The sequence below is a fragment of the Burkholderia sp. 22313 genome, from assembly GCF_052045245.1.
In the GTDB taxonomy this organism is placed as follows: domain Bacteria; phylum Pseudomonadota; class Gammaproteobacteria; order Burkholderiales; family Burkholderiaceae; genus Burkholderia.
In genome coordinates this window covers 18474-33179 of the sequence record NZ_JBQEON010000016.1, presented here as the reverse complement: position 1 = coordinate 33179, position 14706 = coordinate 18474, and the positions used below count along the sequence as shown (strand labels likewise).

16 protein-coding genes are annotated in these 14706 nt (G+C 68.7%); 10 read left to right on the top strand and 6 right to left on the bottom strand.

Features of this window, described 5'->3' with window-relative positions; genetic code table 11:
- The first annotated feature begins 153 nt into the window (after positions 1-153).
- From ACTJKF_RS15235 to ACTJKF_RS15220, 4 genes are all read left to right on the top strand, one after another.
- Positions 154-1113, top strand: a complete 960-nt coding sequence (locus ACTJKF_RS15235; RefSeq protein WP_440624338.1) for a LysR family transcriptional regulator — start codon at positions 154-156, stop codon at positions 1111-1113.
- Between the two features lie 113 nt (positions 1114-1226).
- Entirely contained in the window at positions 1227-2357 is a 1131-nt protein-coding gene (locus ACTJKF_RS15230; RefSeq protein WP_440624337.1) for a DSD1 family PLP-dependent enzyme, read from the top strand.
- Between the two features lie 149 nt (positions 2358-2506).
- Positions 2507-3478 carry an ornithine cyclodeaminase family protein gene (locus tag ACTJKF_RS15225; protein WP_440624336.1) on the top strand — a complete coding sequence of 324 codons (972 nt, stop codon included), beginning with the start codon at positions 2507-2509 and terminating at the stop codon, positions 3476-3478.
- Positions 3479-3507: 29 nt separating this feature from the next.
- A complete protein-coding gene (locus ACTJKF_RS15220) occupies positions 3508-4230 on the top strand; it encodes an HAD family hydrolase (protein WP_440624335.1) in 723 nt (240 codons plus the stop codon).
- Positions 4231-4307: 77 nt separating this feature from the next.
- Here the strand turns inward: ACTJKF_RS15220 and ACTJKF_RS15215 are convergent, their stop codons facing one another.
- Both ACTJKF_RS15215 and ACTJKF_RS15210 read right to left on the bottom strand, forming a co-directional pair.
- The gene (locus ACTJKF_RS15215; protein ID WP_440624334.1) at positions 4308-4925 is read right to left on the bottom strand and encodes a glutathione S-transferase family protein; all 618 of its coding nucleotides are present in this window, start codon (positions 4923-4925) and stop codon (positions 4308-4310) included.
- A gap of 89 nt (positions 4926-5014) precedes the next feature.
- Positions 5015-5383, bottom strand: coding sequence for a hypothetical protein (locus ACTJKF_RS15210; RefSeq protein ID WP_440624333.1), 369 nt, complete (start codon positions 5381-5383; stop codon positions 5015-5017).
- An 82-nt stretch (positions 5384-5465) separates the two neighbouring features.
- Between ACTJKF_RS15210 and ACTJKF_RS15205 the strand changes: the two genes are divergently transcribed.
- On the top strand, positions 5466-5933 hold the full coding sequence (locus ACTJKF_RS15205) for a MarR family winged helix-turn-helix transcriptional regulator (RefSeq protein WP_440624332.1): 468 nt from the start codon (positions 5466-5468) through the stop codon (positions 5931-5933).
- An 18-nt stretch (positions 5934-5951) separates the two neighbouring features.
- Here the strand turns inward: ACTJKF_RS15205 and ACTJKF_RS15200 are convergent, their stop codons facing one another.
- Positions 5952-6545 (bottom strand): TetR/AcrR family transcriptional regulator, encoded by a 594-nt coding sequence (locus tag ACTJKF_RS15200; RefSeq protein ID WP_440624331.1) that lies wholly within the window; start codon positions 6543-6545, stop codon positions 5952-5954.
- A gap of 130 nt (positions 6546-6675) precedes the next feature.
- Between ACTJKF_RS15200 and ACTJKF_RS15195 the strand changes: the two genes are divergently transcribed.
- The 4 genes from ACTJKF_RS15195 to ACTJKF_RS15180 all read left to right on the top strand — a co-directional run bounded on the left by ACTJKF_RS15195 (position 6676) and on the right by ACTJKF_RS15180 (position 10045).
- A complete protein-coding gene (locus ACTJKF_RS15195; protein WP_440624330.1) occupies positions 6676-7719 on the top strand; it encodes a saccharopine dehydrogenase family protein in 1044 nt (347 codons plus the stop codon).
- Positions 7706-8473 (top strand): isocitrate lyase/PEP mutase family protein, encoded by a 768-nt coding sequence (locus ACTJKF_RS15190; protein WP_440624329.1) that lies wholly within the window; start codon positions 7706-7708, stop codon positions 8471-8473. The genes ACTJKF_RS15195 and ACTJKF_RS15190 overlap by 14 nt, the downstream gene beginning before the upstream one ends.
- Positions 8474-8593: 120 nt before the next feature.
- On the top strand, positions 8594-9151 hold the full coding sequence (locus ACTJKF_RS15185) for a carboxymuconolactone decarboxylase family protein (RefSeq protein WP_440624328.1): 558 nt from the start codon (positions 8594-8596) through the stop codon (positions 9149-9151).
- A gap of 48 nt (positions 9152-9199) precedes the next feature.
- A complete protein-coding gene (locus ACTJKF_RS15180; RefSeq protein ID WP_440624327.1) occupies positions 9200-10045 on the top strand; it encodes a helix-turn-helix domain-containing protein in 846 nt (281 codons plus the stop codon).
- A 44-nt stretch (positions 10046-10089) separates the two neighbouring features.
- On the opposite strand, the gene ACTJKF_RS15175 is transcribed toward ACTJKF_RS15180, so the two are convergent.
- Complete coding sequence (locus tag ACTJKF_RS15175; RefSeq protein WP_440624326.1) at positions 10090-11301, bottom strand: MFS transporter; 1212 nt, start codon at positions 11299-11301, stop codon at positions 10090-10092.
- 70 nt (positions 11302-11371) lie between these two features.
- Between ACTJKF_RS15175 and ACTJKF_RS15170 the strand changes: the two genes are divergently transcribed.
- Positions 11372-12406, top strand: a complete 1035-nt coding sequence (locus ACTJKF_RS15170; RefSeq protein WP_440624325.1) for an AraC family transcriptional regulator — start codon at positions 11372-11374, stop codon at positions 12404-12406.
- A 124-nt stretch (positions 12407-12530) separates the two neighbouring features.
- On the opposite strand, the gene ACTJKF_RS15165 is transcribed toward ACTJKF_RS15170, so the two are convergent.
- A complete protein-coding gene (locus ACTJKF_RS15165) occupies positions 12531-12698 on the bottom strand; it encodes a hypothetical protein (RefSeq protein ID WP_440624324.1) in 168 nt (55 codons plus the stop codon).
- A 101-nt stretch (positions 12699-12799) separates the two neighbouring features.
- Entirely contained in the window at positions 12800-14689 is a 1890-nt protein-coding gene (locus ACTJKF_RS15160; RefSeq protein ID WP_440624323.1) for a DUF3857 domain-containing transglutaminase family protein, read from the bottom strand.
- Positions 14690-14706 lie beyond the last annotated feature (17 nt).

Below are 14706 nucleotides of genomic sequence, written 5' to 3'. Positions count from 1 at the left end.
CGGGTGCCGGGGGCGATGTTGCGGCGCGTCAGTGCGGCGTGCGGCGGCGCGCCGGCTTCGCGTCGAAACGGCATCGAAATCGCGCGGCCGCCTCGAGGCGTGAAGCACAGCCGCGCGTCGCATCGATGGATCCGACACGCGATGTGATGTTTAATGCTCGGCACCACCCGCATTAAGAGACACGAAATGCTCGACCTCGACGACCTTCGACTCGTTCGCGCGATCGGCGCATCGCGCTCATTGGCATCCGCCGCGCGCCTGCTCGACCTCACACCGCCCGCGGTCACGATCCGCCTGCAGCGGATGGAGGCGCGACTGGACGTGAGGCTCGCCGTGCGGCAGCCGAAAGGGATCGAACTGACCGACGAAGGTCAGCGGCTCTATCAGGAAGCCGTCGAGATTCTCGAGCGCGTGGACGCACTGCCGGGCAACATCGCGGGCGATCACCGCGACGTGCAGGGCACGTTGCGCGTCGTCGCGCCGTTCGGCTTCGGACGCAAGTACGTCGCGCGAATCGTGCGCGACGTGCAGCGCGCGCATCCGAAGCTCGAAATCTCGCTGCACCTGTCGGAGAGCCCGTTGACGAGCGCATCGGCGGCCGACGTGGTCATCCATGTCGGCAGTCTCAAGTCCTCGTCGTGGATCGGCTATCCGCTCGCGCCCAACGAGCGCTTCCTGTGCGCGAGCCCCGGTTACGCGCGCCGCATCAAGGAACTGAACCACCCGTCCGACCTGGCCCGCTACGACTGCCTGTGCCTGCGCGAGAACGACGAGGACATCCCGCGCTGGCGCTTCTCGCAAGCCGGCGACGACACCGGCGAATCCAGGCGATCGGCGGTGATCCGCGTCACGGGCGCGCTGTCGTCGAACGACGGCACCGTCATCACCGACTGGGCGCTGGCCGGGCTCGGCATCGTCGAGCGCTCGGAGTGGGACGTCGCGCCGCTGCTGGCGAACGGCAAGCTGGTCAGGCTGCTGCCCGACTGGCATCTGCCGCCCGCGCCCGTGACCGCGCTGCTGCCGTCGCGCACCGGCCGCTCCGCGCGGCAACGGGCTTTTCTCGACGCCGCCCGGCAATTTCTCGATCCGCCGCCATGGCGCGGCAACGCATGAGCGGCTTTTCTCGATTAAATGGCACTTAATGACCGATTTGGCACGCGTTAAACACGCGGCTTGCCAACCGCCCTACAGTGTTCGCTGTCGGCCACTCACCGAGGCAACGCACCATGGGCATCCCACCGCTCAACACCCCCGCCGCATTGATCGACGCCGGTCGCATGCGTGACAACATCGCGCGCATGCAGGCGCATCTGGACGCGCTCGGCGTCACGTTCCGGCCGCACGTGAAGACCACCAAGTGCCGGCAGATCGTCGACGCGCAGATCGCGGCCGGCGCGCAGGGCATCACGGTGTCGACGCTGAAGGAAGCCGAACAGTTCTTCGCGGCCGGCGTGCGCGACATCGTCTACGCGGTCGGGATGATTCCCGCCCGGCTCGGCCACGCGCTCGCGCTGCGCCGCCAGGGCTGCGACCTGAAGATCGTCGCCGACAGTCTGCCGGCCGCGAACGCGATCGCCGAATTCGGGCGCGCGCATGGCGAGCGCTTCGAGGTGTGGATCGAAGTCGACGTCGACGGCCACCGTTCGGGGATCCGGCCCGACGACGACCTGCTGATCGACGTCGGCCGCGCGCTGGCCGACGGCGGCATGACGCTCGGCGGCGTGCTCGCTCACGCCGGCTCCAGCTACGAATACGACACTCGCGATGCGCTGGTCGCGCTCGCCGAGCAGGAGCGCAGCCGCACCGTGCGCGCCGCGGCGCGCCTGCGGGCCGCCGGCTTGCCGTGCCCGGTCGTGAGCATCGGCTCGACGCCGACCGCGCTGTCCGCGCAGAACCTCGACGGCGTGACGGAGGTCCGCGCGGGCGTGTACGTGCTGTTCGACCTCGTGATGCACAACATCGGCGTGTGTGCGCTGTCCGACATCGCGCTGTCGGTACTGACCACCGTCATCGGACACCAGGAAGAGAAAGGCTGGGCGATCGTCGACGCGGGCTGGATGGCGATGAGCCGCGATCGCGGCACGCAGCGGCAGGCGCGGGATTTCGGCTATGGGCAGGTGTGCACCGAGGACGGTGAAGTACTCGGCGAGTACGTGATGAGCGCGGCCAATCAGGAGCACGGCATCGTATCCCGCATCGATGCGCCCGATACGGGCATCGCGCAGCGGTTTCCAATCGGTACCCGTTTGCGGATCCTGCCGAACCACGCGTGCGCGACCGGTGCGCAACATCCGGAATACCACGCGCTGAACGACGACGGCACGGTACAGACTTGGCCGCGCTTCTACGGATGGTAAGGATCGCGAGCGCGGTGGCCGGGGCGTTCATGCCCCGCTTCCCGGCGGTGAAAACCGCCTCCTCGCCCGAACCACATTGATCGTTTGTCTAAACCTAGACAAACTATAGAAATCGCGATTCGCATCGCGCCTCCACAGGCTCGCCCACCATGCCGACAGACGCCCAACTCCTGCTTCTCGATCGCGACGTCGTCGAACCGGCCCTTCGAGCCGACCAGGTGATGGCGGCCGTCCGCGAAGCGTTCGTGCTGCACAGTCAACGCGCCGGACGCGTATTCCCGGTCGTGCGCGAGAGGCTGCATACCGGCGGCGTGTTCGGCATCAAGTCGGGCGACGTCGCGAGCCAGGATCTGCTCGGGTTCAAGGCGGCCGGGTTCTGGCCCGGTAATCGCGCGCGCGGCGGCGAGCCGCATCAGGCGACGATCGCGCTGTTCGATCCGGCCACCGGCCGGCCGCTCTGCATCATGGACGGCAACGCGATCACCACCGCCCGCACCGGCGCGGCCGGCGGCCTCGGCCTGCAGGCGCTCGCCCGTCGCGACAGCACGCGCCTCTGCGTGTTCGGCACCGGCGTGCAGGCGCGCGCCCAGCTCGACCATGCGATCAGGCTGCTGCCACAACGGTGCACGGTGCAGTACGTGAGCGCCGGCGGCGAGCCGGATCCGGCGTTCGAATCGGCATTCCGCGACCGCTGCGACATCCGCGTCGCACGGGACCGCAACGATGCGGTGGCCGGCAGCGACGTGGTCATCACGGCAACGCCGGGCGGCGGCCCGCTGTTCGACGCGGATGCGGTTCAGCCGGGCACGCACCTGACCTGTGTGGGTGCCGATACCGCCGGCAAGCGCGAACTTCCCGAAGGCCTCCTGAAGCGTGCACGAATTTTCGTGGACGACCACGAGCAGGCCCGCAGCATCGGCGAATGCCAATGGGCGCCGGATCTCCCGTGCACGGAAATCGGCGACGTGCTCGCCGCCGGCGTATCGGTCGATCGCGCGGCGAGCGAGATCACCGTGTTCGACATGACGGGGCTCGCGCTGCAGGATCTGACCGTGGCGCGTTTCCTGTATCGGCAGGCGGTCGAGAGCGGCACGGGGCATGCGATCCCGTGGCCGTGGTGAACCGCGACTGCGTGGTATCTTCCGTCGCCATGAGCCTGCCCCACGTTTCCGCCCTTTCGTTCGACCTCGATGACACGCTGTGGCCGTTCGGACCCTCCGTCGCACGCGCCGAAGCCTCGCTGCATGCGTGGCTGATCGCGCATGCGCCCAATACGGCGAGCGTGCTGTCCACGTCGCAAACGCTGAGCCAATTGCGCGACGAATACGAACGCGTGCGCCCCGATCTCGTCAGCGACTATCGCGCGTTGCGCATCGGATCGATCCGGCTCGCGCTGGAACGCGCGAACGAAGACGTCACGCTGACCGAGCGCGCATACGACGTGTTCTATGCGGCGCGGAACCAGGTCGAATTCTTTGAGGATGCGCTACCGGCGCTCGCGTGGTTGAGCGCGCGGTTTCCGCTGATCGCGGTGACGAACGGCAATGCGGATCTTCGGCTGACCGGCGGTGGGGAATTCTTCCGCGCAACGCTGAGCGCGCGTGCGTTCGGCTTCGCGAAACCCGAGCCGGAAATCTTCCATGCGGCTGCCGCGACGCTCGGCGTGCGTGCGGCCGAACTGCTGCACGTCGGCGACGACTTTCACCTCGATATCGTCGGTGCGTTGAACGCGGGCCTTCAGGCGGCCTGGGTCGTGCGCCGCGAAGGGTCGGAAACAGGGCACGCTGCGCATCGTACCCCGTCCCCGCATCTGACCGTTCGCGACTTGTCGATGCTGTGCCGCGCGCTCGGCGGCCCTGCCGAGGTGTCGTAACCGCCGGCCCGCGAGATCGCGCGGCCGAAACCGGTCACGCCCGTCGACATGACCGACCCGCCGTCGTCATGCCATCTTCACGCCGCCTTGCGCGCCTCCGCAATCCGCTGCGGCGCCTTCGGCCGTGCATACAACCGTTCGAGATACGCACGCAGTTGCGGGAACGGTTCGATCAGGTTGCACTCGCTGGCCCAGTCGATCAGATACGCGGTCACGCAATCAGCCACCGTCAGCCTGTCGCCGACGATGAATTCGCGCCCTTCGAGATGCTTGTCGAGGATCGCGGCCATCGTCGTGAAGTCCTCGCGCGCCAGTTCGATGTCGGCCGGCGAGCGCTTCTCGGGCGGATAGATGAACGTATGCCGCGTGATGCGCCACAGCGGCTGCTCGAGCTCCGTCACCGCGAACATGACCCACCGGTAGGCCTCGGCGCGCTGCGCGGGATCGACCGGCAGCAGCGCCTTCTCCGGGTACTTGTCCGCGAGATGCAGCACGATCGCGGCCGACTCGGGAATCACGAGGTCGCCGTCCACCAGCACGGGCACCTTGCCGGCCGGATTGAGGCGCAGAAATTCGGGCCGCTTGTGCTCGCCCGCGAGCAGGTTGACCGACACGAATTCGAAATCCGCGTCCAGTTCCTTCAGCCCCCACAGCGCGCGTTGCGAGCGCGTGCCGGCAAATCCGTAAAGCTTCATTGGAATGTCTCCGTCCAGAATGTCGGGAAATGCGCGCCATGCAGGCCGCTGAGCACTGACGACGCGCGGCGCCCGGCGTGGTCCATCGTTCACATGCCGGGCACGGCCAGCACCGGCATCACGTCGATCGCGTCGCCCGGGAACAGCGTGAAATGCGGATGGCCTTCGAACAGCGCGGCGGCCGCGTCGTGCGATGCGGCGCGCACGACGGTAAAGCCGCTCATCGCATTGGCGGTGTCCGTCACGCCGCCCTTGCCGATCGTCTTGGTCTTGCCGAGCGGGCCGCCGAGCTCGACGACCGCGTCGCGATGCCGTTCGACCCACGCATGCCACGCGGCAATGCCGTCCCGCTCCCGCGTGCGCCGCTCGTCGTCCGATAGCGCCATCCACGCCTTCATGGCCGGGCTGTCCTTGCTGCCGAGGAATACCGCGAGATACAACTGCTGTTGCGCACTCATGCTTCCTCCGTCCGATGGCGGGAACGGCGGGTTGCCGCTCCTCGCCCTTGACACGATAGGTTGATATCAACACAATTGCAACATGGCACCCAAAGAAATGCTCCCCTTCGAAACGACGCTGATGGTGCGCGATTGCTGCCTGTGCCTGCACATGCAGCGCGCGGCGCGTCAACTCGCGCGCCGCTTCGACGATGTGCTGCGTCCGCTGGATCTCACCAACGGCCAGTTTTCGCTATTGATGTCGCTGAACCGGCCGAAGCCGGCCCCGATGAAATCGGTCGCGTCGCTGCTCGCGATGGACCGCACCACGCTGACCGCCGCGTTGAAACCGCTCGAGCGGCGCGGGCTGGTCACGATCGCGCAGGATCCGGACGACAAGCGCAGCCGCCTGCTCGAACTCACGCCGGCCGGCCAGCAACTGCTGGCCGATGCGTTTCCACTGTGGCAGCAGGCGCACGCCGAGATCGAACGGCCGTTCGCGGCGGGAGAAGTCGATGTGTTGCGCGACCAGTTGCGCGCGCTGTCGGAGGATCCGGCTACGCGCGGCTGAAACGGCTCGGCCCGCGCGTCACTTCCTGCCCTTCTTCGGCATCAGCAGTTGCGCGAACTCCTGCAGGAAGCGCACCGGCCCGTGCGCGTGCAGCGCCTGCCCGCTGCTGAGCGCGCCGTCGATGACGGTCGCGAGCCGCAGCGCGTAAGTCTCCGGTTCGTCGATCCCCATCGCGCCGGCCAGTTCCGTCAGCCGGCGCCGCATTTCCTGCTTGTGCGCGACGGCGACCTTGCGAGCCGGATGATTGCCATCCGCGTATTCGGCGGCGATGTTGATCTGCGGACAGCCGCGATACCCGGGACGCTCGATGCGCTCGCCGATCCACTGCAGTTGCGCATCGAGTTCCTCGCGCGGCGTGCGCCGGTACTGCGCGGCCACCGCGTCCCAGTGCGCCCAGAAGTCCGCGTCCTCGCGCAGCAGAAACGCCTCGATCAGGTCGTCCTTCGTCGCGAAGTGCCGATACAGGCTCGTCTTCGCGACGCCTGCCTGCGCGACGATCAGGTCCACGCCGACCGCCCGCGTGCCTTCCCGATAGAACAGCGCGCTGGCCGTCTGCAGAATGCGCTCGCGCGTATCGGGCGCGCTCCCGTTCGTGTCTGTTGCCTTTTTCATCGAAGCCCGGCCGCCAAGGCCGCCTGTCCCGCACAAGTGGATTCGATCATAGCACCGCGGGGTTGACGACGCTACAGGTCTGTACTATAAAACATACCGATCTGTATCGGAGTTGATCATGGACGGTCAAATGACGGTTGCAGTGTATGGCGCCACGGGTCACACCGGGCGGTTTGTCCTGGCCGAGCTGGAACGGCGCGGCCTCGGCGCGATCCGCATCGGGCGCGATGCCGCCCGGCTCGCGCAAGGCGGCAGCGACGCGGCGCCGTGGCGCGTCGCGTCGGTCGACGATCCGGCCGCGCTCGACGCCGCATTGCGCGGCGCGCACGCGGTGATCAACTGCGCAGGCCCGTACCTCGATACCGCGCTGCCGCTCGCCGATGCGGCGTTGCGGGCCGGCATTCCGTACCTCGACCTGACGGCCGAGCAGCCGTCCGTCCAGGCGCTGACCGATCAGCGCGATGCCCGCGCGCGCGCCGCCGGCGTGACGCTCGTGCCGGCCGCCGCGTTCTACGGTGGGTTGGCCGACCTGCTCGTCACGGCTGTCGTCGACCCGCGCCAGCCGATCGAACGCGTCGACGTCGCGACCGGTCTCGACAGCTGGCACCCGACGCACGGCACGCGCGTGACCGGCGAGCGCAATCACGCGATCCGGCTGATCCAGAAGGACGGCAAGCCGACTGCGGTGCCGTCGACCGCTCGCGAACGCATGTGGCCGTTCCCGGCGCCGCTCGGCGACGTCGATGTGACGCTGCTGCCGTTTTCCGAAGTGATGACACTCGCGCGTCATCTGCGCATCGATACGATCGAGTCCTGGCTCGCGACGCTCGCGCTGCGCGACGTGCGCGATGCCGGCACGCCGCCGCCGCAACCGGTCGACGCGCTCGGCCGCTCGGCGCAGCAGTTCGCGATGGACGCCGTCGTCGTGCAGAACGGCATCACGCATCGCGCCACCGCGTCGGGACGCGATATCTATGCGGTCAGCGCGCCGATCATCGTCGAAGCGACGGTCCGCCTGCTGAGCGGCCGGACGCTGACGTCGGGCGGCGTGCGCAGCCTCGGCGAGCTGTTCGATGCGCGCGCGTTCCTCGCGGCGCTCGACACGATCGACGTATCGTTCGGGATCGCTACCGATTTGAATTTCAACCCGAGGGACGAACATGAGCAGCAATAACAAGGAAAAAGCCGCGTATTTCCGTTCGCTTCACCGTGCGGGCCGGCCGCTCGCGCTGTTCAACGTATGGGACGCCGGCAGCGCGCGCACGGTTGCCGACGCAGGCGGTGTCGCGCTGGCGACCGGCAGCTGGTCGGTCTCGGCCGCGAACGGTTTCGTCGACGGCGAGCAGATGCCGAAAGCGCTCGTGATGGAAGTGCTCGCGCGGATCGCGCAGGCGACCGACCTGCCCGTCACCGTCGATCTGGAGAGCGGATATGGCGAGCGGCTGGAGGATGTCGCCGACACGATCGCGCGCAGCATCGAAGCCGGCGCGATCGGCTGCAATCTCGAGGACAGTTTTCCGGCGACGGGCGAACTTCGCACCGTCGACGACGCGGCCACGCGTCTCGCGGCGGCGCGACAGGCGGCCGATCGCGCGGAGATTGGCTACTTCATCAACGCGCGCACCGACGTGTTCTTCAAGGCCGCGGCCGACACGCACGACGAACGGCTGCTCGACGACGTGCTGACGCGCGCCCGCGCTTACGCGGCGGCCGGCGCCGACGGCCTGTTCGTGCCGGGCCTGCGTTCGCCGGCGCTGATTCGCGCGCTGACGGCCGCATCGCCGCTGCCCGTGAACATCATGCGCGTTTCGGAAACGCCGACGCTCGCCGAACTCGCGGAATACGGCGTCGCACGCATCAGTCACGGGCCGTACCCTTACATGCAGGCGATGAGGGCGCTTGCGGCAGTGGTGAAGCACGGCGGCTAGCCGCTTCCCGGGACGGCTAGCGGACGATTACATCCGATGTAATTGGCGCGCGACACGACCGTCCCTACGCTTCAGGTGTCGCGCCGCCATTCCGGCGGCGCTCATCGCCCAGGAGGCGTCATGTCCCGCTATCCGCTTCATACGATCGACTCGGCTCCTGCCGAGTCGAAGCCTGTCCTCGAGCAACTTCGGAATATCTTCGGCGCGGTCCCGAACATCGCTGCGGCCATGGCTGCGTCGCCGGTGCTGATCAACGGCTTCATCGGCCTGTTCGAACGCGTGCACGCGAGCAGCCTCACCGAGCCACAGATCCAGACGCTGCTGCTCACCAACGCGGTCACGAACGCGAGCGAATGGCCGGTCGCATTCCACACCGCGCTCGCATTGCAACAGGGCGTGCATGCCGCCAACGTCGACGCGCTCAGGCGCGGCGGCGTGCCCGACGACAGGGAACTGGCTGCGCTGTCGACACTGGCGCGCACGCTGATCGAGACCCGTGGCCGCATCGCGGATGCCGACCGGCAGCGTTTCCTCGACGCCGGGTTCAGCGCCGAACAGTTGCTCGAAGTGATCGCGGTGGTCGCCGCATCGACGATCACGAACTACGTCGGCAGCGTGACCCGACCGGTACTCGAAGCACCGTTCGATGCGTTCGCATGGCATGCGGGCGCCGCGTGAATTCGATATAGTCGTCGGCGTCGCTCACGGAACGCTCAGGACAACTCGATGAACCCCGACTGCAACGATCCGAAAGCGCCGCCGCATGAACTGGGCCGGCTGTTGCGCTACTGGCGCGACCTGCGCGGCGTGAGCCAGCTTGACCTGTCGTTCGACGCCGGCATCTCGCAGCGCCAGATCAGCTTCATCGAAAGCGGGCGCAGCGTGCCCGGCCGCGATACGCTGCTGACCCTCGCGCAGACGCTGGACGTGCCGCTGCGCGAGCGCAACGCGTTGCTGCTCGCCGCCGGGTACGCACCCGTGTATTCGGAAGCGCCGTGGGACGCGGAGGAGATGGATGGCGTGATCCGCGCGCTCGAACGGGTCGTTCGCCAGCATGACCCGTTCCCTGCGATCGTCATGGACCGGCACTGGAACGTGCTGATGACCAACGATGCGGCGCCACGCTTTTTCGGCTGCTTCATCGACATGGCCGCACGCGCAGGCCCGCGCAACCTGCTGCGCCTGATGTTCGATCCGTCCGGCATGCAGCCGTTCGTGGCCGACTGGGACAGCGTGTCGCGCAGCCTGCTGCAGCGCGTGTATCGCGAATCGGTCGGCCACGTGATCGACGACGGCACGCAGCGGCTGCTCGACGAACTGCTCGCCAGCCCGGATGCCCCGCGTAACTGGAAAACACCGCCGATACCGGCCGCCGTACCGTCGACGCCCGTGATTCCGGTCAGCTTCATCCACGAAGGCGTCGTGCTACGTTATTTCTCGCTGATCACGACGGTCGGCACGCCGCAAAGCGCCGCCGCTCAGGAACTGCGCATGGAATGCATGTTCCCCGCGGACGACGCCACCGAAACGCGTCACCGGCAGTTACTCGACACACACGCACCGACGCGCTGAGCGGCGAGCCGATGCGCGATCGCGCGTCGGCCTGCCGCGATCCGTCACTCGGCCAATGCCGTCGCCACGCCGACCCGCTTCGGCACGCCCGTCACGATCGTCGCGACCGCGACGGCCAGCACCGCGGCCGCACTCAGGAACACGCCGCCCGCGCCGTTCGCGTCGAACACGACGCCGCCCGCCGCCGCCCCCGTCGCGATCGCGAGCTGGATCGCCGCGACGATCAGCCCGCCCGCGCTCTCGGCTTCATCGGGCACGGTGCGCGTGACCCACGTCGACCACGCGACCGGCACGCCGCCGAACGCCATCCCCCACAACGCGACGAGCACCGCGTCGATCATCGGCGCGCGGCCGAGCGCGACGAGCGCCACGCCGAGCACGACCATCAGCGCCGGCATCCCGATCAGCATCGGCCGCAACCGGTGTTCGAGCACGCGGCCCGCGAGCGACGTGCCGACGAAGTTCGCGATCCCGTAGCCAAGCAGGATCGCCGACAGCCCGTTCACGCCGACGCCGGCCACCTGCTCGAGGAACGGCCGCAGATACGTGAAGAACGCGAAATGCCCGGTGAACACGAGGATCGTCGCGAACATCCCGAGGCCGACGGTCGGCCGGCGCAGCACGTCGACGAGCGTGCGCAGCCGCGTCGTGCCGCTCGGCGGCATCGACGGCAGCGTCATCACCTGCGACACGAACGCGATGCCGCCGAGCCCGGCCGCGATCAGGAACACGTTGCGCCAGCCGATCAGGTGCCCGAAGTAGCTGCCCATCGGCGCCGACGCGATCGTCGCGACCGCCACGCCGCTGAAGATGATCGACAGCGCGCGCGGCACCAGCGCGGTCGGCACGAGCCGCATCGCGGTGGCGGTCGCCATCGTCCAGAAGCCGCCGAGCGCGACGCCGAGCACGACGCGGCCGATCAGCAGCGTGGTCAGGTCGGGCGCGAACGCGACCGCGAGATTCGATGCGACGAGCAGCACCGAGAACGCGAGCAGCACGCGGCGCCGGTCGATCGTGCGCGTCAGCGCCGAGATCAGCAGGCTCGTGACGAGCGCCACCGTCGCGGTGGCCGTGACGGCCTGACCGGCCACGCCTTCGGTCACGCCGAGGCTGTCGGCCATCGGCGTCAGCAGGCTCGCGGGCAGGAATTCGGCGGTGACGAGGCCGAACACGCCGAGCGTCATCGCAAGGACGGCGCCCCAGGCCGGTTCGCGGGGCGCCGCCGTGGAGGCGGCAGAAGAGATTCCGGGATTCATGCGTCGGTCCGAGTCGTTTAGGGAAAGTACGGATGAGGGCTCATCGTAAGGAACCGCATCAGGACGGTCTATGACATACAATCCGTTTATGTTGATCGATCGTCCGAATCTCAAAATGGCCGAGCCCCTGCTTCCGCCTGTCCCCGACGTGCACGATCTCGTCAGCGAGCTGCTGCTGGGCATGCGCCTGAGCGGCGTGCAGTACCGCCGGATCCAGGTGCCGCGGCCGTTCGGGCTGAGTTTCGTCCATGCGCCGGGCCGCGCGCAGTTCCATTTCGTCGGGCGCGGGCCCGTGCTGTTGCGCGACGCGGATGGCACGACGGTGCGGCTCGAGGCCGGCGACGCGATCCTGCTGCCGCACGGCCGCACCCATGCGCTGATGTCCGATCCCGATGCGCCGTGCCGCGAGATCGGCGGGTTCGAGGCCGCGACGATCTGCGACACGGTCGCGTCGGTGGGCGCGACGTCGTGCGCGGCGACGCAGCCGGGCGCCGGCGATGCGCTGATCTTCAGCGCCTGCATGGAACTCGATCTCGGCGGCATGCAGCCGCTCGTCGGCACGATGCCGGCGTTCATGCACGTCGGCACGCTACTCGCACGCTACCCGGAAATCCGCCCGATGCTCGACGCGATGGAGCGCGAATCGTGCTCCGCGCGCGCGGGCTTCGCGGGCATCCTCGCGCGGCTCGCGGACGTGGTCGCCGCGTTCATCGTGCGCGGCTGGGTCGAATGCGGATGCGGCGACGCAACCGGCTGGGTGCAGGCGCTGCGCGAACCGAAGCTCGGCCGCGCGATCGTCGCGCTGCACCGCGATCCGGGGCGCAACTGGAGCGTCGCGGAACTCGCCGCCGAAGCGGGTGTGTCGCGCTCGGTGTTCGCCGAGCGCTTTCTCGCGGCCACCGGGATGACGCCGGTGCGTTACCTGACCGAACTGCGGATGCGGCTCGCCGCGCAGTGGATCACGCGCGACCGCGAGACGATCGAAGCCGTCGCGTACCGGCTCGGCTACGGGTCGCTCGCCGCGTTCAGCCGCGCGTTCAAGCGCGTGGTCGGGCAGTCGCCGGGCGCGGTGCGAGCGGAAAGCGACACGCACGCCGACGTGTGACGTGTCACGCTTCACGCGCGATGCGCGACGCGAGGCGATGCGAACGCCTGTCGGGCCGCCGCTGTATGGCCAGCCGTATCGCCTGCCGTATTACCCGCTCCGCCGCCGCCCGTGACGATTCCGCTCACCCGCTGCGCGCGTCGAGCTCGTCCATCAGCGCCGTCGCGCACTGCACGGCCAGCACCGCACACTGTTGCGCATCCACCGGCGCGCCGTTCGTCATCGCGCCCTGCACGATCCGGCCCAGCAAATCCTTCGACAGATCGGCGATCTCGTGTTCCCGTTCAGTCATGTTCCTCTCCTGTGCGTCGGCCGGGTTCGGCCGCGTGTCCGGTCGCGTGTCCGGCCGTGCCGGGCACCGCATGCCCCGCGCTCGACGTCGGGCGTTCAACGTTACCTGGCCCGCACGACGATCTGCGCCTGCGTGTCGCGTTCGATCCGTTCCAGCGACGTGCGCAGCGCCGTGAATTCGTCGGCCGTGCAGACCTGGCGGCCGAACGCCGCCGTCATCCGGCGCGTGACCTGCACGACGTGCGCGGCCGCGTCGAATACGTAATGCGACGTGAAGTCGACGAAGCGGTCGTGCACGGCCGTATCGGCCGGCAGATCGGTCACCGCGACGCCGGCCGGCAGCGCGATCTGGCCGGTCTCGTCGAACGTGCCGTCGAGGCAGGCCCACGGCTGCGTGCGCACCGGTTCGGCCAGCCAGCGCTCGACCTGCGTCGCGATGCCGCCCGTGAGGCTCGACAGCGCGGGTACGGCGGTCGTGCCGTCCGGCCACACGAAGTGGTCGAGCGTGCCGGCATACGTCACGTCGAACGGCCCGTCCGTCGCACGGCGATCGCTCGTCGCAATCTGCGCGCGGCCGCGCAGCCCGCTTTGCCGCAGACGTTCGTTCGCGAGCTGCCGGATGCGGTCCGGCGGCGCGCGGCGAAACAGCGTGCGTTCGAGCTCGGCGGTCCAGCCGTCGTCCTCGACGAGCGCGTGAAACCGCGCGGCACCGGGCTGCGCGGCATCGATCTCCACACGTGCGGTGCGGCGCTTCGGTTGCGTGGCCGGCGTGCGCGACAGCACGCCGGTGTCGACCAGCAGCGCAGGCCGGTCCATCACGATCGGCGGCAGGTCGCCGAACGCGATGCCGCCCGTCGTGGTATCCGCGTACAGGCCGAGATCCGGCAGCCACGTGATCGCGTGATTGATCGCGCCGCCGCCGTAACCGGGCACCGACGGCAACGTGTACACCGACCCGAGATTGATCAGCACCGGTTCGCTGCGGATGCCGACCGCCGCGAGCAACGCGCCGAACAGCGCGACGTGATCCTTGCAGTCGCCGTAGCGGTTGCGCAGGATGTCGGTCACGCGATGCGGCGCGGCGGCCGTCTCGCCGAGGAAAAGCGCGACGTAACGCACGTTCGCCTGCACCCAGTCGTACAGGATGCGCGCCTGCTCGTGCGGATCGGCCGCGCCGGCAGTCAGTGCGCGCGCCAGTTGCACCACGGCCGGATCGTTCGCGCTCGGGTCGACGGCCGCATTGCGGTAGCGCGCGGCGAACGCCGCATAGTCGGGCAGCGTGGACACCACGAGCCGGTCGCCGTAAGTCGGATAGCCGACCGCGCCGCTCTCGATGCGATCGTACGGGCCATGCCGGTAGTCGAATTCGTAGCGGGTGCGGCCGTTCTCCGTGACGGGCGGCAGCGCAACGTAGCCGCGTGCATCCGCATGCAGCGGCAGGTCGGCCGGCACGTCGAAGATCAGCCGCTGATGCTCCACCGGCTCGCGCGACGGCTCGACGTAGTAGCCGAAGTAGCCCGCGTTGACCGGCTTCGTGCGTGACTTGCGAAACGCGATGCGCGTGCTGGATCCGGCCTCGACGCCGGGAAACACGACGGTGCGCAGCAGTCCGTCCTGGAAGGTCGGCGCGCCGGCCGAACGCGGCTCCTGGACGTCGCGGATAGCGTCCGGGCCGACCGGATGCGCGACGCCGTCGCGATCGATCGTCTCCGCCGCGACGAGGTCGACCTTCTCCAGGTTCTTGTCGAACCACACATAGCGCTGCGCGATCGCGTCGATCCCGTTCGCATCGTTCGCGCGCAGTGTCGAATCGTCGTGCTCGTCGAGCGAACCGTCGTGCTGGATCACGAATACGTGGACGTCGCTGACGAGCGTGACGGGCGCGTCGTCGCCCGTGTCGGCGAACGCGGGGCGCGCAAGCGCAGCGACGGCGACGGCCGCGACGGCGCAGCCCGCCAGGCCGCCGGTCGATCGGAACCAAAAGCGCACCACGTCGAAGCTCTCCGTGC